Raw genomic sequence first — 23,395 nt, 5'->3', positions numbered from 1 at the left:
TTGCTTTCTATCTTTTACAGGGTATGACGGTTATCAACGCAATGCTGAGTGGAATGCTTCTCAAAATATTAGTCAATGGTTAGGTGTTTTATGTCCTTTGAATCTTGAGAAAGCTGTGTCTGTAATGGGCATGGATGATTTAAAGGTAGGGGTCAATGATAGTCCCTAAACTAATGAAAAGTTTAAACAGGGGATAAATCCAACTGTTTAAACGACCTTTAGAATCGGCACGGATTTATCCCATAGAGTGTCAAATACATAATATTTATTAACTATAATAGTCCTCAAATTTAGCTGTTTAGACAATCTCTTAGGATGAGGAAACAGTATTATGACCCTGTGGATGTTTAATCCGTCAAGGAGCGCTTAACTAGAAGCAGTAGTAAAAGTTTCTGGATTTATTATTTATATTTTGGATTTCTGACAAATCTTGTACGTATATCTATGTACTACCATACTGTAAAAGCCCTTTCATAACTTCCACAAAGTTGTTGACTTTCAGGATATTTAAAATTGGCCAATTGGCTACTAATATAATATGTATTAATTTTAACTATTAATTTATAGTTGCTCTGTGGGCTAAATATACTGCCCTATTAATATTGAAAAAATAACTTTATGGAAGAAAGGTATAATCGCGACCCCCAATTAAATATTAAAGAATTAATGCGATCTACCTCATTTTTTGAGGGTTTACCAGAAGAAGCATTAGAAAAAGCAGTAATTCATGTGGTCAGTCGTCAACATCCACCAAATCAGGTAATCTTGCTGGAGAATGACTGGGGGACATCTGTATACTTTATTCTGGATGGGTGGGTAAAAATTCGCACCTATAATTTGGATGGTAAAGAAGTAACGCTGAATATTTTGGGTAAAGGCGAATTATTTGGAGAAATGGCTGCTTTAGATGAAGTACCTCGCTCTACTGACGTAATTACCTTAGCCCCCACATTAATTGGTAATATGCCAGCTCAGGATTTTGCTCATCTAATTAATACTGAACCCACAGCAGGAATTCGATTAGCTCAATTAATGGCCAGACGTTTACGACAAGTGAATCGACGACTTAGACTACGAGAAGCAGATGCTCAGGCCAGGGTAGCAGATATTTTACTATTTCTAGCAGAGGGACAAGGTATAGATTCTCAACAAGGAAGAGAAATTCCTAATTTGCCTCATAGAGAGCTGAGTAGTTTAAGTGGATTGGCCAGAGAGACAGTGACTAGAGTCTTAAGTAAGTTAGAAAAAAAGTCATTAATCAAGCGCGATCGCGATACTTTATGTATTCCTGATATACATGCATTGGAACGTACACTTGTTTAATCGGGGTTGCTGAATAAATGTATTATTTCACAGGAGTCAGGAGTCAGGAGTCAGGAGTCAGGAGTCAGGAGTCAGGAGTCAGGAGACAGGAGACAGGATACAGGATACAGGAGACAGGAGACAGGAGACAGGAGACAGGAGACAGGATACAGGAGACAGGATACAGGAGACAGGATACAGGAGACAGGAATCAGGAGACAGGAGACAGGAATCAGGAGTCAGGAGTCAGGAGTCAGGAGTCAGGAGTCAGGAGTCAGGAGTCAGGAGTCAGGAGTCAGGAGTCAGGAGTCAGGAGTCAGGAGACAGGATACAGGATACAGGATACAGGAGACAGGAGACAGGATACAGGATACAGGATACAGGATACAGGATACAGGATACAGGATACAGGATACAGGAGACAGGATACAGGATACAGGAGACAGGAATCAGGAGACAGGAGACAGGAGACAGGAGACAGGAGACAGGAGACAGGAGACAGGAGACAGGAATCAGGAGACAGGAGACAGGAGACAGGAGACAGGAATCAGGAGACAGGAGACAGGAGACAGGAGACAGGAGACAGGAAACAGGAGACAGGAGACAGGAGACAGGAGACAGGAATCAGGAGACAGGAGACAGGAGACAGGAGACTTCCCTCATTGGTTTCGTACTCTACCTTCCAATGGTTATCCGAGGGAACAGATAGTTCTACTGACACTCTCCGAACAGAGGAAGCATATTTTAGCAAAAAGTAGGTCAGGTCTACTGAGTGACAAAATTCTTAAGTACTTGATCGCCATTCACGAGACGGTCGAATCTGGAGCATTTTGTCACATGAAACCAATTGTATTTTGAATCAAAAAACTTTTTACTGTCCAGTATATTACAGTTCCATAAAATAAAAATAGGTAAATTATGACTATCAACTCAAAAACATAAAAATATAGTTATACAATATGAACTGAGATGATTGAGACTCCAAACTATTTTCAATATTTAGATAGGGTACTCAAAAAAAAATCCTAAATCACCAACGGGTAAAAACCATAAACAAAATCAGTATTTTAAAATTAATTCTTTGATAAATAGAAATTATGAATAAAGAAAATTCAAATGAAGAAAATCCTTTGATTGAGTCAATCAAAACTATTGGACTTAGTGTGATTTTAGCCATAGGAATTCGTCAATTTGTTGCCGAAGCACGTTATATTCCTTCCGGTTCAATGCTACCAACATTACAAATTAATGACCGTTTGATTATAGATAAATTGGGTTATCAATTTAAATACCCAGAAAGAGGAGATATTGTGGTTTTTAATCCAACAAATGAACTTAAAACTCAGTACAAAGATGCTTTTATTAAACGGATAGTTGGATTACCTGGAGATCGAGTAGAATTGAAGGATGGAAGAGTATATGTAAATAATCAGGTAGTAGAAGAAACTTATGTTGCTTCAGATTTGAATCCAGCGGAACTTGAAGCTAGAAAAGTTAATCACCAACAAACCAGAATAGATGTTTGTCCTCCTGATAAAAGGTTTCTTTCTCAGTCTGTGACAGTGCCTCCAAATTCTTATTTAGTTATGGGGGATAATCGTAATCATAGTTATGATGGGCGGTGTTGGGGTTTTGTACCTTATGAAAATATTATTGGTCGAGCTATATTTCGATTTTGGCCTCTTGATAGTCTTGGTACAATAGATGAATTGCCATTGTACAAATGAAATTTATAGAGGTTAGCACGCCACAAATATAGCAATCCTATTTTATTCGTGGCAAAAATCTTACTGCTTTTTAGGGAACACTTAACTGGGAACAGGGAACAGGTGAGAGTTTCAACTCTTTTATTTACTTTTTAATTACCCGCAACCTATGCGCGGATTGCTATATTTAGAATTATTTGCACAGTAATCTATAAATGGTAGCCTAAAAGTTAAACAAGGTAACACCACTGTTAATTAGTATAGATAAAAAGTAGTTACTAAAAATCAGACTTTGACTTAACTAGAAGCCCTGAAGTTGATTTTCATCTAGTTCCGTATCCCGGAAATATTTACGAATAATTTGAACATCAGGCTCTACCTCAATCCACAGACGGGCTCCCCCTGCTTGACTTCTGTTAGGTTTATGGGGTCGATAGACAATTTTGCAATTTCCCAGAATTTCTACTTCGTGGCAACGGTCATTTCTATCTCCTTGTTTGACAGAAATTGCTGGAAGAGATGTGCCATGGTCTCGGTTATAGTCAATTTCTCTTCGCAGCACATGGATAAAAGTATTGCCTGTACGGAATCCTTGATTCCAAGTTCCTTGAGGACCTCGACGACCTGGAGTAATTTCTGGCATTCCTCTACTATTTAAAGGAATTACCTAGAACCGTTTGACTTTTTTAGCTCCTTTGAGGCGACCTTGCCTCAAAAGTAACCTGAGTCTAGCAGTAGAAATATTTAGAAGAAATGCTGCTTCTGTTGTACCAACTTTGTCTGGTTCAGTAGTTGTATCTGCCATAAACTATTCCGGAACATATTAAGTATAAACTGGATAACCACTTACCATCCATTAAATTACAAAGGATTTAATTTGGCAATATTTTTTTGATTTTCCAGTATTTACTTATAATAGTAATCTTAGTAGGAAATTTTATAATTACCCAAAATATTAACTAAGTTCGGAGAGCTTCTTGACATCCTCCCGACGTTGCTCTAACAGACAACGCGGGATTCCCATCAATTCAAACAACCGAAGTTGCTCAAACTCAAGGCGGGTAGACGACTCATTGAAATCTGCTGGCTTCTTACGACCAGTCTGACATTTTCTCCTCGTCTTGTTTAATGTCTCGGACTGTCCGCCCGCGACTTCACCAAAAAGTGATAATTGTATGGGATTTTCAAGTCCAGTTTCAACAGTTTCAACTTTGGTTATCGGTTGAGTTACTGTTTCAACTTGAGTTATTATTACTGTTGTAGTGGAGTAGAAGCTACATCTTTTAACCAGAGCAACTCCCTCTTAGCTTGAGTTATAAATTGCTTAGTTAAATCAGTATATGAAGGTTTCTTTTCTCCAAAAATATACAACTGATTACAATATGCTAATGATTGATTCCAAACATATCTACAACAACCAAATAGTTGATTCAATTTAGTTATTTGAATAGGATTTGGATAGATGCGATATTTATATCTGGCTTTCAATGTTTTTACCTATTGCTCGCACTAAATTATTATTATAGCATTGGTTGACATTCCCATACGACGCTCCCTTGCAGGAGAGCGCGGGTATAAATGCCAACATTAGATAAAAACCATATTCTTTAAAAGTCAAGCTCCAGGACACGACCTTGAATTTGTTTTCCTAACCAGGGAGCAGGGAACAATTAATAATTAATAATTAATAATTAATAATTAATAATTACCTCTTCTTTTCAATCGGTAAAAGTCGAAGTTAAGACTCGACCAATAATTTGTTTTCTTAACCAAGGAGTATTGGTGGAACGAGATTTTAAGGTTTGTCTATCTACTTGCCAAGTTTTTTGAGGGGCAAATAGGGTAATATCTGCTGCTGATTTGTTAGGAACAATAGCTCCTAAATTTACTCCTAAACATTTTGCCGGATTGGTACTCAAAACTCTCCATAAATCCAAAGCTGATAACTCTTGTGTTTCTACCAGATTTTGCCATAATAAAGGTAATGCTATTTCTAGTCCTATGGCTCCTGTGGGTGCTTCATAAAAAGCAACTGTTTTTTCTTCATAACTGTAGGGAGTATGGTCAATAGCAACAGCATCCAAAATTCCATCCTTAATACCCTCAATCAAAGCCAAGCGATCGCTAATATTTCCCAAAGGAGGGTCTAAACGTAAATTTGGATCGTAGGGAAGGAAGGGAGAATTTAAAGTATACTTCCCGTCAATAGCTTGAGTATCTAATAATAGGTGCATCCAAGTTGTACTAGCAGTAATAGGCAAGCCCCTACTTTTAGCTACTCTAATCAATTCCACACTCCGAGCTGTGGAAACCCGCATAATATGGACAGGAGTACCAATAGCATCTACCAATTCCAACACAGCAGCTAAAGCAGAAGTTTCAGCCATAGTCGGAACTCCAGGCAAACCCAAGCGAATAGAATCATACCCCTCTCGCATTACCCCTTTACCCGCCAACCTAGAATTATTGCAACATAAAGCTAGAGGTTTATTCAGAGGTTTGAGATATTCCAAGACTCGTCGTAACAAACCAAGATTTTGTAGAGACAAACCATCTGCAAACCCCACAACTCCTGTTGCTGCCAACTCTCCCAACTCGGTCATTTGCTCCCCTTGTAAACCTTGGGTAATAGCACCCCAATAATAAATGATGGGAGTAGGGGAATAATTTTTGGCTAAATTTTGCAATCTGGCCAAACCAGCAGGATTATCTACAGGTGGAAAAGTATCGGGCAAAATAGCTAATCTAGTAAAACCCCCTGCTGTAGCAGCTTGAATTAAAGATTCTATAGTTTCTCGTTCCTCAAACCCTGGTTCGCCACTATGAGAATATAAGTCTACTAAACCAAGGCCTAAAATTAGTCCGTGGGAATTTTGAATTTCTGTTTTAGTGGGGAATTCAGAAATTTGTGTCTCAACTGCTGCGATTTTATTATCGATGATTAATACATCAGCAATTCTGTCTGTATTGGAAACTGGGTCTAATATTCGGATTTGTTGAAATAGTTTGCTGTTCATCTGAGGAAGGTTGTCGGTGCTACACCAAGGGTGAAAAAAGAATGTCTTTGAATAATAAGAGTGATTAAAAGAATCTACAAGAGGTGTCTCTTGGACTAAATAGTATAGCGCTATAGTTTTGGCTCTACATCTGAGAAATATAGTCTGAGAAAGTCCGATGAAAAAAGGCGATCGCCTTCCAGTGTCGGGCAAATATTCAATTATTCTCATCCATCCTCTATCAGTGGGGAAATTTACTGAGGATATACAAAGCTTGACTTTGCCTTCTCCAGATAGAGAAAAAAACTATAGCACTATAGTTTTGGCTCCAAATTTCAGAAATATATTCTCAGAAAGTCCGATGAAAAAAGGCGATCGCCTTCCAGTGCCGGACAAATATTAAATTATTTTCATCTATCCTCCATAGCGTGAAAATTTGCCGAGGATAAATAAAGTTTTCTTTTACCTTCTCCAGATAGAGAGAAATAATATGGCGCTATAGTTTTGGTTCAAAATCTGAGAAAGTTTGATAAAAAAAGGCGATCGCCTTCCAGTGCCGGACAAATATTAAATTATTTTCATCTATCCTCCATAGCGTGAAAATTTGCCGAGGATAGACAAAGTTTTCTTTTGCCTTCTCCAGATAGAGAAAAATAATATGGCACTATAGTTTTAGCTCCACATCTAAACTATAGTCCGATGAAAAAAAATTATTACCCTCCAGTGCGGGACAAATATTGAGTTATTTTCATCCATCCTCCATAGCGTGGAAATTTACCTTCCAATGGAGAAAGCTTGCTTTTATCTTCTCCAGATAGAGAAAAATAGTATGGCGCTATAGTTTTTACCCAAAATCTCAAAGATACAGTCTGAGGGTAAGTCCGATGAAAAAATATGATTACTTTCTGCCTTCTGCCTTCTCCTTTTTTACTTTCTCCAGATAGAGAAAAATACTATAGCACTATAGTTTTTGGCGTTGGTGAATTTTCATTGGTCGTGCATTGTCATTATTTTTTACCCCACATTCCGCACGACAAACATACTACAGTACCTTTTTCCACGAAGATGGTGGAACACAGATTCTAATATTAAGAATTATAATCAATAGTTAATGTAGTATGTATTTATACTTAAACCTTGCTCGTAATGCCTATCATGTAAAAATCTGAGCAATAAATACCTGACACTACAAGCTAGACCTGCGGAATGTCGGTTTTACGAGGCACGGCAGTGGGAGTATCTTGCTCCCGTACCAGATATTACTTTTTCCTGTATACCATTACGCGAGCAGGACTACCTAGTTTTGGCTCCACATCTGAGAAATAGAGTTTGAGAAAGTCCAATCAAAAAAGGCGATCGCCCTTCAGTGCCGGACAAATATTGAATTATCCCGATCAATTCTTCATAGTGTGAAAATTTGCCGAGGATGGACAAAGCTTTTTTGTCTTCTTCAGATAGAGAGAAATAATATGGCGCTATAGTATTTACCCCAAATCTCAAAAATACAGTCTGAGGATAAGTCCGATGAAAAAATATGATTACCTTCTGCCTTCTGCCTTCTGCCCTCTGCCTTCTGCCCTCTGCCTTCTGCCTTCTGCCTTCCCTTACAACGCCCCAGCGGCAGTCTTGTCCAAAATACCGCCAGATAAATGAGAAGTAATATTCATCGCCTCCAAGACTGGTCGTCCATCTGGCCCTTGAGGATAATCAATTACGCTAACTGCTCCATTTCCCTGCTTAAAATTCCAGAAATGTTTAGGTTCCAGACCAAATAATTGACAAAGAATTGCCTTATTTATCGCATCATGGGCAACAACAATACCAGTACCAGAAACTGACCGAATAATTTTTTGCCAAGCAATCATTGCTCGTTCCCAAACCTGCTGTAAATTTTCACCTTCTGGCATTTGTACCGTTTCTGGAAATTCTTTCCACTGCTTCAACAGACCAGGAAAACCAGATTCAATTTCCGATTCAAATTTTCCCTCCCAGAGACCGTGACTAATTTCCCATAAACCATCATCTAACTGTAACTCCACATCTGGATGGTGCTGCAAAATAATTTCCGCCGTTTCCTTGGGACGTAACATTGAGCTACTCACAGCAAAATCTAGATGTACATCTTTGAGAAACTCGGCAGCTTGGCCACCTTGAAGGCGACCATTATCATTTAGTGGTACATCAATTTGTCCCTGAAATTTCCCATCTCGGTTCCAGTTTGTCTCACCGTGGCGCACCAATAACAACCGAGGTCCTTGATGTTTTTCTCTAGGTTTAGGGAATTTCTCACCAATATGAGTAGTAAGATTCATAGATTCTAACTGAACAGAACCTCCGGATTTATCTTCCCCAGAAAAAGAGGGATAGGGAGGAGTAAAGTTGAGAATGCTAATACCACAATTAGACTGTTGAATGGATTGATAAAAAGATGGTTGTATTTCTAAAGCTGTAGCGATTAGACAGCGATTAATCCCATTGTGAGCCACAACCAAAATAGTCTTATCGATATTTTGACTCAAAGTTTCTTGCCAAAATTGTTTAGCTTGGTCAAACAAAGATAGTACAGGAAAATGCTTTATTTGCCCCTCTGGTGTTGAGACTTCCATGTAAAATTCATGGGGAAGTTGACTCCAGATACGATAATCTTCTCCAAATTTATCCTTGACTTCTTGGCGCAACATTCCTTCCCATAATGGTAAATCTACTTCCCTTAAGTTTTCTTTGGTTTGTAATGGGGGAGGAGAATTTAAACAGGAATGGATAATTTCTGCTGTTTGTTTGGCCCTTTGGAGAGGACTAGCGTAAATAGCATCAAACTTTAGACCTTTGAGAGCTTCACCTACCTGACGGGCAGTATTTATGCCTATGTCTGTGAGAATTGAGACATCAAGACGGCCTTGAATTCGACGTTCAACATTGTAGGTGCTTTGGCCATGGCGCACAAGGATAACACGGGTACTCATGGATAGTTTAGATTATAGGTTTGCTGGAAACTTTGCAACAGAGTGATTTTATCTTGTTTTTGGTACTTATAGCAGGGAACAGGCAACAGGCAACAGGGAAGAAAATTTCTGAAAAAAGACACAAAATATGATCTATATGTGTAATTTCCACTCCTATGTCTAATGGTCTAGAATTCTATTTCAGTTGCGGGTAAAAATATCTTGGAATTTAGATAACAGCTTGAAAAGGCAACAGTTCATCTGAGGTTAAAATTTCCAACTTTTTATCTATCCATGGATTTTTTACCGAGAAATTCAAGAAGAAATAAATCCAAAAAATCCGGTTCGTTAATTCTATAATTTTAATAATTTTAAGGAGAGGTAATTATTAATTATTAATTGTTGAATACCTAGATAAAAATTCTATATATCATTTAGTACAGCAGAATTAATAAATTAGAAGTTATTTTTCAGAAGTATAGTATTTTTTATGTCTGGTTTAAAGACTTAATTTGTGTATAGCAATAAACAGGTAGGTTAAGTAGACTGATGATGATCCGAATCAGAGGAAATGTTTTTCCCACTGTTCCCTGTTCCCTGCTATACTTCACAAACTTGAAGTCTGCTATATAGCGTTTTCAAATGAGATGTCAAACAAGAGTTGGTTATTTATTAACAGTAAAAAGTCCGGGAAACCTTTTTACCTGTTACCTGTTGCCTGTTGCCAGATGAGCTGTTGCCTAAAAGCGACCAGGTTTTTTACGCAACTCAAATGAAATTACTATATCTAGACTGAAGCAAAAATCTGTAATTTTAGAGAGATATTATTAGGAGATATTAATGACGATTAAAAGATTAATTTTAAGTATTCTGACTATTGTAGCCATTTATTTTATTGGTTTTTCTTTATTTAGTAGTGTAACTCAGCCACAAATTCAAGGTCGTCTGGAGTTATATCAGACTAATTTATTGTTGCACGCTGGGGAATGGCAACCTGAAGATTTGGATAGTAAGAATTTTACTTTAGCTAGTGAAGTTTTGATTGGTAATGATTCTTATCAAGCTGGATTAATACAATACAAAAATGCTCGTCAGTCTGCTCAACAGCAACTGGAAAAACAAACTCTAGAGGTGGAAAATTTAGGAGAAGTAGAACAGTTAGACCGGAATATAAGTCAGTTAAAAAGTCTGATTAATGAGTTTGATATTAATATCGGAATTTTACAGGTACAAAAAAATAAAATAGATGAAGCTAGGGAAAGTTGGGGAAATTTAACTGAGTCAGAAATAGAAAATCTGTCTTTAGGAGAAACGGCAAAAGTTTTAAGTGAAATTTGGAATAATCCAGCGAAAATTTTACCTGATGCAGAAGCTTTAATTCATAAAAATTTAGATGGATGGTTTCGTTATCGTGCTTTAAAACAATTATATAAATTACAGGAAAGACAAGAGGTTTTATCTCAACTAGAAATCCAGGAACAAGAAATAGCTCAACAGGCTGTATTTAAGTTAGCAATTGTTGCTGGTTTGCCGGGAATGGGATTAGTATTCGGAATAGGATTACTCATATTTTTAGGAGTACAATGGTTAATCTCTGGGAAAGAGTCTTTATTATTAAAAAATGCCAATTTACCTTGGGAAGTTACTTGGGATGGTGAAACAATTTTACAAGTATTTGTAGTCGGATTTTTCTTAGTCGGACAAATTATGATTCCTTTAGGATTAGAGATTTTTAAAGGTTTCACAAATTGGCAACCTGCAATGATGGGAGTCCGGGTACAAGCTGGATATATTCTAGGGAGTTATATTCTGTTTTCTCTAGGTGGTTTATTAGTACTTTATTTTTCACTAAAGTCATTTTTTCCACTGCCAGAAGGTTGGTTTAAATTTGATTTACGCGGTGGCTGGTTTTTCTGGGGTTTTGGTGGATATTTTGTCGCTTTGCCAATGGTAATTTTAATATCTTTAATTAATCAACAATTATGGCAAGGTCAAGGTGGAAGTAATCCAATTTTACCTATTGCTTTGAAAGGGCAAGATGGATTAGCTTTAGCTCTGTTTTATATCACAGCTTCTATTGCTGCACCAGTTTTTGAGGAGATTATGTTTCGAGGATTTTTGTTGCCTTCTTTGACAAAATATATGCCAGTTTGGGGAGCTATTGTAGCAAGTGGATTTTTATTCGCCATAGCTCATCTGAATATTTCAGAAGTTTTACCTTTAGCTGTTTTAGGAATAATTTTAGGAGTAGTTTATACTAGGTCTCGTAATCTTTTATCTTCCATGTTGTTACATAGTTTATGGAATGGTGGAACTTTATTAAGTTTGTATATTTTGGGAAGTGGAGCGAGTTAATTTTTAGTGTTATAGCGCTGTGTGCAGGCAATAGGCAATAGGCAACAGCTCCAGAAGGGGGAATAAAAAGATAATATAAGACTTTTAGCTATTGGAAACCTCCTGTAATTTGTAAATATGCCAGCGCACATTGCTATAGTTTCAGAAACAGAAAATATAGAATTTCCTATAGCAATTAGAAATCATTTGTAAAAAATCTAAGGATATATAACATATTCCAAGTATATGAGGTACAAATATTAACGTTATAAAAACTCTGTAGTGCGGGCATCTTGCCCCCTAGTCCTGTACCTGAGTGAGATGAAATTCGCTATATAAAAACTCTGAAAATTTTACTCCTATTCCCTGTTAAGAGTTCCCTTTTCCCTAGATTAAAATATTTTTTTCACAACTGAAATAGGATTGCTATAGTAAGCTTGAAATAAGTACTTATGCAAAATAACTACTACATTTTTAACTGCATATGAACACAGAGTAGAAAGCAAAGAGAAAGGCAGATAAAAGCAATAGTAAATCTACAATTAATTTTGTTTAAGTATTTACAAATAAATTCTCTATTATCTCCAGCTCTCTACTTAACGGGACTTTTTAAAGGGGAAATACAGCATATTCCATTAAGTGTGAGGTACACCCATCGCGGGCAAGATGCCCGCACTTGCATTCATTCAATTGTTAATCTCTGTAGCTAATAACTTCGGAAACTGTTGTAAGATTTAAGACTGTACTTAATATACTTGAAAACTGCTTTGAAGAAGGCATAATGCAGATGGGAAATTAGATTTTATCTAAATAATCGAAGGAGTATGAAATGGTAAATTTAGGTTTAAATTATTCGAGTTTACTTGAGCTATTAGATATCTTACTAGCCTTATTAATTTTGAATGAATCCCGAAAAAAATTATCATCTAAAGAAGCTTTTGATATTATTCAATGGATGTTTGTTCCTATCACAATCCTATTGTGTGGAAGCATTTTGCTGCTTCTGGGGTGGAGACTCGATCCAATATTAGTTTTTGTGATGTTTTTGTTACATACTATATTGGTCTTTTTGTTAATTAAAACTTTCCTATACAATATTGTTTATCATCAAAAAGCTTTTAATATTATTCAATGGATTTTTGTTCAAATTTTTCTTCCGATCGCCATACTATTGTGTGGAGGAATTTTGCTTTATCAGGGCTGGAGACTCGATTCAATATTATCTTTTGCTATATTTTTGTTAATTAGTGTATCTATATTTTTGGGTATTAAAGATATCTTTAAATAAGTTGCTTCCATACACCTTTCACTAATAACTTTAAATAACTATCATACTGGATTTATTAATAAATCTCATAAATACAGTTTTTTCATTACTATTACTACTTGAATAGTTATTATTGGTCATATCATCTCCGTTGGGGGAAGTTTGTGTAAACCCAAGCATAAATATATGTAGGAAATTTAAATTTTTTTCTTGACTCTTAAACCCTTCCTGCCTCTTCCCTCTTCCCTCTTCCTTCTTCCTTAATATATGTAGGAAATTTAAATTTTTTTCTTGACTCTTAAACCCTTCCTGCCTCTTCCCTCTTCCCTCTTCCTTCTTCCTTAATATATGTAGGAAATTTAAATTTTTTTCTTGACTCTTAAACCCTTCCTGCCTCTTCCCTCTTCCTTCTTCTTTAATATATGTAGGAAATTTAAGTTTTTTTTCTTGACTCTTAACCCTTCCTGCCTCTTCCCTCTTCCCTCTTCCCTCTTCCTTAATATATGTAGGAAATTTAAATTTTTTTCTTGACTCTTAAACCTTCTTCCCTCTTTCTTATTTCTTCTTCCTTCTTCCTTCTTCCTTCTAAAAATTATGGAACTGTGGATAACTAATTTTCAAGGCGAACTAGCAGCATTAACCGGTGCATTTTTATGGGCAGCATCCTCCGCTGCTTATAGCTTACTTGGGCAAAAAATATCTCCTCTAAAATTAAATATATTCAAAGGTTTAATAGCGATCGCTCTGATTTTTCTAACTTTAATTATTAGTGACAAACTTCATACAGAAATCAACTCAACTACTATTAATTTATTTCTGATTAGTGGCATTCTTGGTATTGGTTTAGGAGATACTGCCTTTTTTTCTGCCCTCAAAAATATGGGTGCAAGAAGAACTCTTCTCATGGAAACTTTATCTCCTCCCATGACAGCTTTATTAGCTTTAATTTTCTTAGGAGAACAATTAACTTTTGGTGCTTGGTGTGGAATTTTAATTACAGTTGGAGGCGTAGCTTGGGTAATCTCAGAAAGAACTCCCGGTGCAGCAATTAGTAATGTTAATATCAAACAAGGAATACTCTGGGCAATATTAGCAGCAATAGCTAATTCTAGTGGTGCAGTTATCTCCCGTTTTGCTTTGCTTTCCTCAGATATTAATCCTTTATTAAGCACATTATTTCGTTTAATTGGAGGAACAACTATTGTTGTTTTATTGTTATTTTTTCAGAAAATAAAACAGGATAAATTAGAGATATTTAACTGGTCAATTAAACTTGTAGGAGCAATTTTTATTACAGCTTTTAGCAGCACTTATTTAGGTATTTGGCTACAGCAAACTTCCCTCAAATTTTCTCCCGCAGGTATTGCTCAAACCCTCTTAGCTACCAGCCCAATATTTATAATTCCCATTGCTGCTCAAATGGGAGAAAAAATAAGCATTAGGTCAATTTTAGGAGTATTAGTTGCAGTAGTAGGAATTAGTTTACTATTCACTTTTCAGTAATTAGGGTTTGCTGAAAAAGTTTTTTGGAGGGGGGGGGAGGAGTCAGGAGGGAAAAAAGAAGGAATAAGCAAGAAAAAAGAGGACACGGTATAATACCAAATTGATAAATTTTTACTACCAAAATATTTAGATTATATTAAAATAGTAAATAACTGATGGAAAAGTTTGCAGATATTAAAAGCTTACTAAAAGAGTATTATGATTTGGAATTTCCAGTTTCAATCTTTCAATTAGCTGATTTTTTACAAAACTATCCTGAAGAAGGAATGTGGGATTTAAGTACAATTCGTGTACGTCCTTCTGGAATATTGAGCTTGATATTAAACCCAAAATTACTAACTGAAAATTTTAAGAAATTAGCACTTCTTCATTTTCGCTACTATCGAGATTTACCAGAATTTTTTACATATTTACATGGAGATTGTGATGGTTTGCACTGGGGACTTCTACTTGATGACCCTTCTGTTGGTTTTCGAGGTGCTGCGTCATACTATAACAATGATGGTGATGAAATAACGGTCTACAGCAGCATTTTCTCAGCACTTATTGATCGGTGCGAGGAAGAGCTTGAATATTGTGATGAATGTCTTGCAGACTTTCCAGAGGATGAGGATGAAGATTATCTAGAGACTAAAAGTATAATTAATAGATTTTTAGAACGCATTCAAGATTATATAAGTAAGCATTCAATAGAAATTATCGAAAATCGAGTAGAGACCGTTTCATCAGATACTGGTTTGGGACTTTGTGTACCTGAAAAGTTCCGCAGAAATGAATCATCAAAGGTTTATCGTAAACTTAGCAATGAAAGATATAAAGTACTACTTGATGAGTGTACAGATGATAATGTAATACCTGCCTTTAAAGTAGGTCGATCTTTATGGTACTGGGGTGGTGAAGAAGATTCTGAGAAAGCCTACAACTTACTTAAAAAAGCTTACACTGTACTTCAACGTGAAAAATTGTTACACATTCTTGAGATTCACTATAATAACAGGGATATTAGATGGGTTGATATGACTGGCTATCCTAAGTAGGGTTTGCTGATTAAATATCAAAGTCTTGATAGATAAAGGTAGACCTCGATCAGATATTCTTAAAAATAGCTGCTCCAGTTCATTTGAGATAGTTATCTCTATCTTTTTTCCCTTTTTTTCAATATTTACCCCAACTTCGGTCTTCCCTCTTCCTTCTTTCGTACGGACATTGCATGCAACGTTCCTACCATTTGTAACAAACATTTATCACGCTTGGTATTAGATATATTGGGGTCAAAAAAACCACCAAACAAGAGATAAATCTCATTTGGTGGCTGTACAATAAGGAGTAACTATGGAAAGGAAACTTTTAGTTTAATCTCTTAGCATCGATAGTTAGAGGTAGTTTTTCTGGTTGGTCTTTAGGAATAGATAATTCCCAACCATTTGTTAAAGTTAAAACTTTAATATCTCCATCAATTTTTTGTGAAACAACTTCTTCTTCCAAATCTTTTTTAGCAACATAAACTTCTAAATTTCCTGCTGCATTATTTCGTAAGATTACTTTCATTAATTTTCCTCTACAACTTCTATTTCATTTTTACGACAGCCTATAATCATTCCTTTTTTAATGAAATGTACGGAATAAATATAAAATTTTTGTAAGAAGGTGCCTATGCCACAAATATAACCGACCTCTCCCCCTTCCAAAAGAATGTCACCTCGATTTTTTCCAGGGAAAGTACCATCATTACGAATTATTTTGCGAACTCTTACTTTTTGTTCTAATTCAAATACTGGTGGTCCATCTAATTCGATCGCCTCATCTAATTTCATGTAGTTGCCTCCCTAATACTGAGTTAAATATTATTTTGATTTTTGGTGGAATGAATAGTGATAATTTCTTTAGAGATTATGACATATTAATTATTTGAGAAAAAGTAGCTATTGCTTCTTTCTTTAGGATACTAAAAATTACATTCAAGCAAAATCTAAAAGTATTTATCACTATTAAACATGGGTTTGTCAACGAGAAAGCTTTTATTTAGATAAACTTTATAATTCATCTTTTAACTAATTGGTCGATCATAGCAGAAAGTATTGCTATCGTAAGACTCATGCCAATCAAAAATTTGTTGCAGTTGTTGGAGAGAAATCATACCAAACTTCCAGAGAATCATTGGTAGAGGTCCACAAGAAGCTTCACTGTGTTTCCGTGCTACAGAAATAGCTGCGGCAGAAATAGCTAATTCTTCCTGCAAAAAATTAATAAATAGAGTTGTTTTGCGATCGCCTTCCATAGTTATTATCCTTAAAATATTAAACTACAGGTAATAGATAAGGAAGGTAACTCCATATCTATTACCAATGAGAATTGTTCATTAAATCAATGGTTGTATTTAGGAAAAACTTCCATCTGCCAGCATCTTTCTAACCAGTCCACTAACTCTTTGCGAGGGGCAACAAATTGCTTAACAATGCTGTGGACAAGAAGAGCATCAGTGAAATTATTGATTTCGACTAATAACTCACCGCTAGCGGAACACCAGCTATTAATCATTAGTTCTTGTAAGCGCTGATGAATGAACCAACGATCGATTTGAGAAACATTCACAACTGTAATCAAGTCTTGAGGGTTAGGATTATGATTGCTATACATCGTTGTCATTCCTTAGTGTTGCTGATAAAAGTTTGCAATTGTTTGTTCTAGTTGCTCAATTCTGTCAAGTAAAGCGCGAGTTACAGTAGCTTGTGTATCTGGTAACCGTCCATGTTCAAGAGGTCCAACTCGTTCGCCAGATTTAGAAACAATTCGACCAGGTATACCGACAACTGTGCATTCAGAAGGAACATTATTCAATACAATTGAACCAGCACCTATGCGAACATTATCTCCGATATTTATATTACCTAGTACCTTAGCACCAGCACCAACTACAACATTCTTGCCAATAGTGGGATGACGTTTGCCAATTTCTTTTCCTGTACCACCAAGAGTGACACCTTGATAAATTAAAGAATATTCTCCAATGATTGCAGTTTCACCAATCACCACTCCCATGCCATGATCGATAAATACTCCTCGTCCAATTGTTGCTCCAGGGTGAATTTCAATTCCGGTTAAAAACCGCCCAAGATGGGAAATTAAACGTGGAATTAGAGAAATGTTCTGAAGATGTAACCAATGAGCGAGGCGATGTAGTACTAAAGCGTGCAAACCAGGATAGCAACATAAGACTTCAACCCAGTTGCGTGCTGCGGGGTCTCGCTCAAAGATCATTTGAAAATCTGTGAAGATTGTCTCTAACTCTGGAAAGGTAAAATATTTATACCAAAATCTATGACGACGAGAAGAAGAAAGGTCTCTACCTGATTCTGGTTGTCGATTTTGTTGAGCAGTGTCAGTATTAGCTTTGAGTTTGAATTGAGACCTAAAGTTACCTTGACTTTTTTTGGAATTAGAAGTGTTAGTTTTATTAGGTAATGTACAAGTATTGCCAGTTAGTAAGGTGGTCATGGGTTAAATAGGGGGTTCCGTGCTTGACAAGGACGTTTGCTTTTCAATTTTTATATCAAGTGCCTTGTAAACTACTAACCAATATTTAACGGTCAATCTTTATTAGATATATTAAGCTTGTACTCAAAAGACTGAAAATGAATGTAGATAGATGTTTGAAATATATTTTGGGGTATAGGTGCTAGTATTTTTTGTAGCGTGTACGAGTATTTAATGAACAATGTACTAGCATTTTTGTACTCAAGGTTGATGCTTGTGTATAAGCAGGTTTGAAGTTTTTAAGGGGGGTTTGTGCTGAAATTGAAACTTGTACTCAAATTATAGTTTAACTCATAATTATAGGGAAAAGATTAAAAAAAATATTAAAAATTATCTACTTAATTCTGAAAAAACTGCTAAATTTATTACAGAAGCGAAAAAGTTGCATTTTTATTTTTAGCTATAAGAAAATTGAAAATATTTCTCAGAAAGAACTATTGAAAATTACTTACATTAATTCTGAAAAACTGCTAAATTTATTACAGAAGCGAAAAAGTTGCATTTAGTTTTTGGCCGCATAAAATTGTTAAGGAAATTGGTTATATTTCTCAGGATTTTGTTAATGTAGATTACTCTAAAGTGCGACTATATTAAACCTAGATAATTAGTGATGAAAAGCCTTATTATTGATAACTTTGCTCCTTTTATTTCTGCCTTCTCTCTGTGTAGCTGGAAAAATGATTATCAAACTTTAAAGAAAAATTAAGATAAATCTAGCCTACTTGCCAAAAATTGATACATTGTATACAGTAATAAAAGGTTAGGTTGAATAAGGGGTGTATGAGTACAGGAGTATTGAGGCAAAAATTAGGGTTAAAAAAGCAGTTAAATTATTGATATATATAGGTTTGATAACGAGTACATAAAATTCCGTACCATTACCCCATAAATACTTGTACCCCACTTAAAAAATACAAGTACCTATACCCCAATAAAAAAATTAGATACCTCGATTTGATTTGAATTATTAGATGATACAAATCTGAGTACAAAACTAATGATCGTAATCAATACTAATGGGGGTTTTTGAAAGTAACAGTTTAAAGGCCACTGATATAAAAACTATAACGCCGGACACCTATAACCACAGACGGAAAATCACCGTCCCAGGAAACAAAGTGTATCGACGCGAGTAATCCGTCACTCACGGCGACAGCTACCCAACAATAGTGGAAACTTAGATGTTACAGCCAACAGAACTATCTTCCCAACCAACAGTAGACAGCTTCGCAAAAACCACGAAAAGCACGGAAAAGAAATCCGGAGGCTGCGTGTCAAAGGGTTGCGGAACTACTACCGAACAGCAACTTCCCGCCAGTATTCAAGAGCGCGTTGCTAACCATCCTTGCTACAGTCAAGAAGCGCATCACCATTATGCGAGGATGCACGCTCCAGTTGCACCAGCTTGCAATATTCAATGTAATTTCTGTAACCGTAAATACGACTGCGCCAACGAAAGTCGTCCCGGTGTAGTTAGTGAACTGCTAACTCCTGAAGAAGCAGCTCATAAAGCTCTAGTAATCGCAGGTAAAATTCCCCAAATGACTGTTATGGGAATTGCTGGCCCAGGAGATCCATTAGCGAACCCAGAGAAAACATTCCGCACATTTGAGCTTGTAGCTGAGAAAGCACCAGATATCAAGCTTTGCTTGTCAACCAATGGTCTAGCTTTACCCGATTATATAGATCGACTCAAAGCACTCAACATTGACCACGTTACCTTAACGATTAATATGGTTGACCCTGAAATCGGGGTAAAGATTTATCCTTGGGTTCATTATCGACGGAAACGCTATAGAGGAATTGAAGGGGTAAAAATTCTGCATCAAAGGCAAATGGAATCCCTAGACTTACTCAGAGAAGCTGATATTCTCTGCAAAGTTAATTCAGTAATGATTCCTGGCATCAATGATGAACATTTAGAAGAAGTAAATAAAATTGTTCGTTCTAAGGGTGCATTCATTCACAATATTATGCCTCTGATTTCTTCACCAGAACACGGTACTTACTTTGGCTTAAATGGTCAGCGTGGCCCTACCACTGAAGAATTGAAAACATTGCAGGACAAATGTGATGTAGGTGGCATGAAAATGATGCGCCACTGCCGTCAATGTCGTGCAGATGCAGTTGGTCTGTTAGGTGAAGACCGCAGTAAGGAATTCACAAAAGAAGCAATCATGGAGATGACTCCAGAATATGACTTGGAAAAGCGTAAAGAATTCCATGCTGGTATTGAAGGTTTCCGCAATAAATTAGCAACAGCTAAAGCAGAAACTCTGGTAAAAGAAGCAGTTGCTGAAGCTGGTCCTCCTATACTGTTAGCAGTAGCAAGTAAGGGTAACGGATTAGTTAATCAACACTTCGGTCATGCTAAAGAGTTTATGATTTATGAAGTTGATGGTGTGAAAGCTAGATTTATTGCTCACCGCAAAGTTGACCACTATTGCTTAGGTGGTTATGGTGAAGAAGGCAGTTTGGAGAATATTATCAAAGCAATTTCTGATTGTAAAGCTGTGCTGGTTTCTAAAATTGGTGAGAGTCCTAAAGAAAAGGTACTCAATGCAGGAATAGACGTAGTAGAGAGCTACGATGTAATTGAAACAGTTGCTTTAGATTTTTACAAGCAGTTCATCAAACTAATACAACCTGCATAGGTAAACGGAAGTCAGAAGTTAGAAGTTAGAAGTTTCAGGCAATTATTTGATATTAGCTTAAAACTCAAGCAATGGAAGATGTTTCTTTCTTCCTTCTTCTCTTCTACAGACGGGAACAGATCAAAAGCTTAAAACTCAAGCAATGGAAGATGTTTCTTTCTTCCTTCTTCCTTCTTCTCTTCTGCAGACGGGAACAGATCAAAAGCTTAAAACTCAAGCAATGGAAGATGTTTCTTTCTTCCTTCTTCTTCCTTCTTCCTTCTTCCTTAGTCAAAAGTCACAAGCTTTCAAAATCTCTACAACCATCACCTCAAGTATTTAGTCAGCTATGCAACAAACCATTTATCTCGATAATAATGCTACCACCAAGGTAGATGATGCAGTGCTAGCGGAAATGCTGCCTTACCTGAGTCAGTTTTATGGTAACCCCTCTAGTATGCACACTTTTGGCGGACAAGTTGGTAAAGCTGTGAGAAAAGCGCGATCGCAAGTTGCAGCTTTATTAGGTGCCCAGGATACAGAAATTATCTTTACCAGTTGTGGTACTGAGGGTGACAATGCTGCAATTCGAGCTGCTCTCACTGCCCAACCAAATAAACGTCATATTATTACTACTCAGGTAGAACACCCGGCAGTTTTGAATCTGTGCAAGCATTTAGAAAAGCAGGGTTATACCGTTACTTATCTGTCAGTAGATAGCCAAGGAATGATAGATTTACTTGAGCTGGAAGCTGCTATTACAGGTGATACTGCCTTAGTCTCGGTTATGTACGCCAATAATGAAACAGGCGTGATTTTCCCCATAGAGAAAATAGGGCAGATAGCTAAGGAATATGGTGCGCTATTTCATGTTGATGCGGTGCAAGTAGCAGGGAAAATTCCCCTGGATATGAAGAATAGCACTGTAGATATGCTGGCTATCTCTGGTCACAAATTGCACGCACCCAAGGGTATTGCTGCTTTGTATGTACGTCGTGGTACTCGGTTCCGTCCGTTATTAATTGGCGGACATCAGGAACGCGGTCGCCGTGCTGGTACGGAAAATGTGCCTGGTATTATTGCTCTGGGTAAAGCTTGTGAATTGGCACAGGAGCATTTAGCACATATCGACCGGGAACGGGAACTGCGCGATTATTTGGAGAATGGCATTCTTGCTGCTATTTCTGATTGTGCTGTTAATGGTCATCCTACTGAAAGGTTGCCTAATACTACTAATATTGGCTTCAAGTTTATTGAGGGAGAAGCAATATTGCTACATTTGAACCATTATGGTATCTGTGCTTCTTCTGGATCTGCTTGTACTTCTGGGTCTCTGGAACCGTCTCATGTTTTGCGGGCAATGGGTCTGCCGTACACAATTTTGCATGGCTCGATTCGTTTCTCTTTATCACGTTACACAACTCGCCAAGAGGTTGAGGAAGTGTTAGCAGTGTGTCCTACTATTGTGGAGCGTTTACGGGCTTTATCACCCTTTAAGAACGACCAAGCTAATTGGTTGCAAGAACGACAAGAGGCAACTGTACAATCCTAAAATTTACATTTTTTTAAGGATTACTACACTTTTGTTTACGCTACATTTTTGTAGCAAAAATAACAGAAAAACTCAGTTGATTCCGCAACAATAATTGTATAGCTTAAAGAGGGGTATATCTCACGCTAAGAACTCACAAAATTGTAGCAGGATTAACAGAAAAAAGATTCCTTAACCTAGAGTATAAATAATATAACTTCTAGGGGTAATAAGTAACTTTAAACGCTAATTACTTGAAAAAATAAATTTAAGGAAAAAAGGGTTGCTTGAATATAAAAAATGTGAAACACTAATAATATACAAGTTTAACCCACCTCCTAAAATAATAAATTATTACTCTACAAACTGAGTAGTAATATTCAAGAAAAAGCGCAACTTTCATCAGTAAAAATTAGGGTGTTCTAAACAATAAGGGCTATGTGGGAATATACTGACAAAGTAATGGACTTGTTCTATAACCCCCAAAATCAAGGAACCATTACAGACGAGAAAGAAGGGGAAAAGGTTGTTAGCGGTGAGGTAGGAAGTATAGCGTGTGGAGATGCTCTCAGCCTACACCTCAAAGTAAATGAAGCCTCAGGCGAAATCTTAGATGCAAAATTTCAAACCTTTGGCTGTGCTAGTGCGATCGCTTCATCTTCTGCTCTGACAGCAATGCTAAAAGGCAAAACTATAGACGAAGCCATGAAGATTAAAAACCAGGATATCGCGGGATACCTGGGAGGGCTGCCAGAAGAAAAAATGCACTGTTCAGTCATGGGAGAGGAAGCATTAGAAGCAGCAATTTTTAAATATAAAGGTATTGAAGTAGAAGTTCACGAAGAAGACCACGAAGGAGCATTAGTTTGTAGCTGTTTTGCAATTACCGAAAACAAGATTAAGCGAGTAATTCGGGAAAACAAGCTCAAAACAGCGGAAGAAGTAACAAACTATGTGAAGGCAGGTGGTGGTTGTGGTTCTTGTCTTGCAGATATTGACGATCTAATCGCATCGGTTTACGAAACGCCAGAACCTACAGCACAAAATATTCCTACAACTACAAGACCAGCCAGCAAACTAACAAATCTACAAAAAATTACATTAATTCAACAAGTATTAGAACAAGAAGTGAGACCTGTTCTCATGGAAGATGGAGGAGATGTTGAGTTATTCGATATAGATGGTGATCGCGTGCTAGTAACACTAAAAGGTGCCTGTGGTACTTGCAGTAGTGCAATGGCGACACTTAAAGGAGCGATCGAAGCTACATTAAAAGAACGAGTAAGCGAAAGCATTGTAGTAGAAGAAGCGTAAAACAGTTATCAGTTAACAGTTAGTCTCCTCTCGGAGGAACTACGCTAACAGTTATCAAGGTTTCTTCAACCAACTGATAATAAGTAAAACTTGATTAAATTTATGCTGAATAGAGCGACAGAAAACAAATAACAACGGGTGCATTAATGACAAATATATACACGCAGGTCATACCTGCTCAAGCTTTAGGGCGAGCGCCTCCGGGCACTCAATGTTGCTGCTAAATACACACTGTTCTTACACGAACAAAATTAATATATGAATACGATCTGTAAAACCAAAAGCCCTAGAAAATAGCAGCTATATATCAAAAACAAACTCTAAGGAAACTTT

At 36.7% G+C, this 23,395-nt stretch carries 22 protein-coding genes; 12 read left to right on the top strand and 10 right to left on the bottom strand.

What is annotated here, in order from left to right; genetic code table 11:
• Window positions 1–618 precede the first annotated feature (618 nt).
• The 3 genes from F6K18_RS07380 (at window position 619) to lepB (ending at window position 3,029) form a co-directional block, all read left to right on the top strand.
• Complete coding sequence (locus F6K18_RS07380; RefSeq protein WP_287519802.1) at window positions 619–1,323, top strand: Crp/Fnr family transcriptional regulator; 705 nt, start codon at window positions 619–621, stop codon at window positions 1,321–1,323.
• A 6-nt stretch (window positions 1,324–1,329) separates the two neighbouring features.
• On the top strand, window positions 1,330–2,160 hold the full coding sequence (locus F6K18_RS07375; protein ID WP_287519800.1) for a hypothetical protein: 831 nt from the start codon (window positions 1,330–1,332) through the stop codon (window positions 2,158–2,160).
• A 239-nt stretch (window positions 2,161–2,399) separates the two neighbouring features.
• On the top strand, window positions 2,400–3,029 hold the full coding sequence (gene lepB / locus F6K18_RS07370; protein WP_287519799.1) for a signal peptidase I: 630 nt from the start codon (window positions 2,400–2,402) through the stop codon (window positions 3,027–3,029).
• A gap of 280 nt (window positions 3,030–3,309) precedes the next feature.
• Here the strand turns inward: lepB and F6K18_RS07365 are convergent, their stop codons facing one another.
• The 4 genes from F6K18_RS07365 to F6K18_RS07350 form a co-directional block, all read right to left on the bottom strand.
• Complete coding sequence (locus F6K18_RS07365) at window positions 3,310–3,651, bottom strand: hypothetical protein (RefSeq protein ID WP_287519798.1); 342 nt, start codon at window positions 3,649–3,651, stop codon at window positions 3,310–3,312.
• Window positions 3,652–3,675: 24 nt separating this feature from the next.
• Window positions 3,676–3,813 (bottom strand): hypothetical protein, encoded by a 138-nt coding sequence (locus tag F6K18_RS07360; RefSeq protein ID WP_287519796.1) that lies wholly within the window; start codon window positions 3,811–3,813, stop codon window positions 3,676–3,678.
• Window positions 3,814–4,259: 446 nt separating this feature from the next.
• Window positions 4,260–4,496: a helix-turn-helix domain-containing protein gene (locus F6K18_RS07355; RefSeq protein WP_287519794.1), complete on the bottom strand. Its 237-nt coding sequence runs from the start codon at window positions 4,494–4,496 to the stop codon at window positions 4,260–4,262.
• Between the two features lie 230 nt (window positions 4,497–4,726).
• Window positions 4,727–6,025, bottom strand: a complete 1,299-nt coding sequence (locus tag F6K18_RS07350) for a dihydroorotase (protein WP_287519793.1) — start codon at window positions 6,023–6,025, stop codon at window positions 4,727–4,729.
• Between the two features lie 157 nt (window positions 6,026–6,182).
• Here F6K18_RS07350 and F6K18_RS07345 point away from each other — a divergent pair, with 157 nt between their 5' ends.
• The gene (locus F6K18_RS07345) at window positions 6,183–6,407 is read left to right on the top strand and encodes a hypothetical protein (RefSeq protein ID WP_287519792.1); all 225 of its coding nucleotides are present in this window, start codon (window positions 6,183–6,185) and stop codon (window positions 6,405–6,407) included.
• Between the two features lie 1,201 nt (window positions 6,408–7,608).
• Here the strand turns inward: F6K18_RS07345 and F6K18_RS07340 are convergent.
• Window positions 7,609–8,967 (bottom strand): histidine phosphatase family protein, encoded by a 1,359-nt coding sequence (locus F6K18_RS07340; RefSeq protein ID WP_287519791.1) that lies wholly within the window; start codon window positions 8,965–8,967, stop codon window positions 7,609–7,611.
• Window positions 8,968–9,786: 819 nt separating this feature from the next.
• On the opposite strand from F6K18_RS07340, the gene F6K18_RS07335 reads away from it, so the two are divergent.
• The 4 genes from F6K18_RS07335 (at window position 9,787) to F6K18_RS07320 (ending at window position 15,087) form a co-directional block, all read left to right on the top strand.
• Window positions 9,787–11,301: a CPBP family intramembrane glutamic endopeptidase gene (locus F6K18_RS07335; RefSeq protein ID WP_287519789.1), complete on the top strand. Its 1,515-nt coding sequence runs from the start codon at window positions 9,787–9,789 to the stop codon at window positions 11,299–11,301.
• An 808-nt stretch (window positions 11,302–12,109) separates the two neighbouring features.
• The gene (locus F6K18_RS07330) at window positions 12,110–12,568 is read left to right on the top strand and encodes a Ycf66 family protein (protein ID WP_287519787.1); all 459 of its coding nucleotides are present in this window, start codon (window positions 12,110–12,112) and stop codon (window positions 12,566–12,568) included.
• 573 nt (window positions 12,569–13,141) lie between these two features.
• Window positions 13,142–14,050 (top strand): DMT family transporter, encoded by a 909-nt coding sequence (locus F6K18_RS07325; RefSeq protein WP_287519786.1) that lies wholly within the window; start codon window positions 13,142–13,144, stop codon window positions 14,048–14,050.
• A 155-nt stretch (window positions 14,051–14,205) separates the two neighbouring features.
• On the top strand, window positions 14,206–15,087 hold the full coding sequence (locus F6K18_RS07320; protein WP_287519785.1) for an ADP-ribosylation family protein: 882 nt from the start codon (window positions 14,206–14,208) through the stop codon (window positions 15,085–15,087).
• Window positions 15,088–15,397: 310 nt separating this feature from the next.
• On the opposite strand, the gene nifT is transcribed toward F6K18_RS07320, so the two are convergent.
• The 5 genes from nifT to cysE form a co-directional block, all read right to left on the bottom strand.
• Window positions 15,398–15,598: a putative nitrogen fixation protein NifT gene (gene nifT, locus F6K18_RS07315; RefSeq protein WP_124143216.1), complete on the bottom strand. Its 201-nt coding sequence runs from the start codon at window positions 15,596–15,598 to the stop codon at window positions 15,398–15,400.
• Window positions 15,598–15,864, bottom strand: coding sequence for a nitrogen fixation protein NifZ (locus tag F6K18_RS07310; RefSeq protein WP_124143217.1), 267 nt, complete (start codon window positions 15,862–15,864; stop codon window positions 15,598–15,600). Before F6K18_RS07310 ends, nifT begins: the two co-directional genes overlap by 1 nt.
• A gap of 233 nt (window positions 15,865–16,097) precedes the next feature.
• Window positions 16,098–16,328 (bottom strand): DUF2949 domain-containing protein, encoded by a 231-nt coding sequence (locus F6K18_RS07305; RefSeq protein ID WP_124143218.1) that lies wholly within the window; start codon window positions 16,326–16,328, stop codon window positions 16,098–16,100.
• Between the two features lie 86 nt (window positions 16,329–16,414).
• Window positions 16,415–16,687, bottom strand: a complete 273-nt coding sequence (locus F6K18_RS07300; protein WP_124143219.1) for an Asr1405/Asl0597 family protein — start codon at window positions 16,685–16,687, stop codon at window positions 16,415–16,417.
• A 12-nt stretch (window positions 16,688–16,699) separates the two neighbouring features.
• Window positions 16,700–17,308: a serine O-acetyltransferase gene (gene cysE / locus F6K18_RS07295; protein ID WP_240041537.1), complete on the bottom strand. Its 609-nt coding sequence runs from the start codon at window positions 17,306–17,308 to the stop codon at window positions 16,700–16,702.
• Window positions 17,309–18,855: 1,547 nt separating this feature from the next.
• Between cysE and nifB the strand changes: the two genes are divergently transcribed.
• The 4 genes from nifB to nifU all read left to right on the top strand — a co-directional run bounded on the left by nifB (window position 18,856) and on the right by nifU (window position 23,062).
• Complete coding sequence (nifB, locus tag F6K18_RS07290; RefSeq protein ID WP_353735022.1) at window positions 18,856–20,238, top strand: nitrogenase cofactor biosynthesis protein NifB; 1,383 nt, start codon at window positions 18,856–18,858, stop codon at window positions 20,236–20,238.
• Between the two features lie 142 nt (window positions 20,239–20,380).
• The gene (locus F6K18_RS07285) at window positions 20,381–20,560 is read left to right on the top strand and encodes a hypothetical protein (RefSeq protein ID WP_287519782.1); all 180 of its coding nucleotides are present in this window, start codon (window positions 20,381–20,383) and stop codon (window positions 20,558–20,560) included.
• Between the two features lie 6 nt (window positions 20,561–20,566).
• Window positions 20,567–21,769: a cysteine desulfurase NifS gene (nifS, locus tag F6K18_RS07280; RefSeq protein WP_287519780.1), complete on the top strand. Its 1,203-nt coding sequence runs from the start codon at window positions 20,567–20,569 to the stop codon at window positions 21,767–21,769.
• Window positions 21,770–22,186: 417 nt separating this feature from the next.
• Window positions 22,187–23,062: a Fe-S cluster assembly protein NifU gene (gene nifU / locus F6K18_RS07275; protein WP_287519779.1), complete on the top strand. Its 876-nt coding sequence runs from the start codon at window positions 22,187–22,189 to the stop codon at window positions 23,060–23,062.
• Window positions 23,063–23,395: the final 333 nt, after the last annotated feature.

Source organism: Okeania sp. SIO2C2 (assembly GCF_010692625.1).
GTDB classification, from domain to species: Bacteria; Cyanobacteriota; Cyanobacteriia; order Cyanobacteriales; family Microcoleaceae; genus Okeania; species Okeania hirsuta.
Note: the sequence above shows the minus strand (reverse complement) of the source record. Positions and strands in the feature narration are given on the sequence as shown.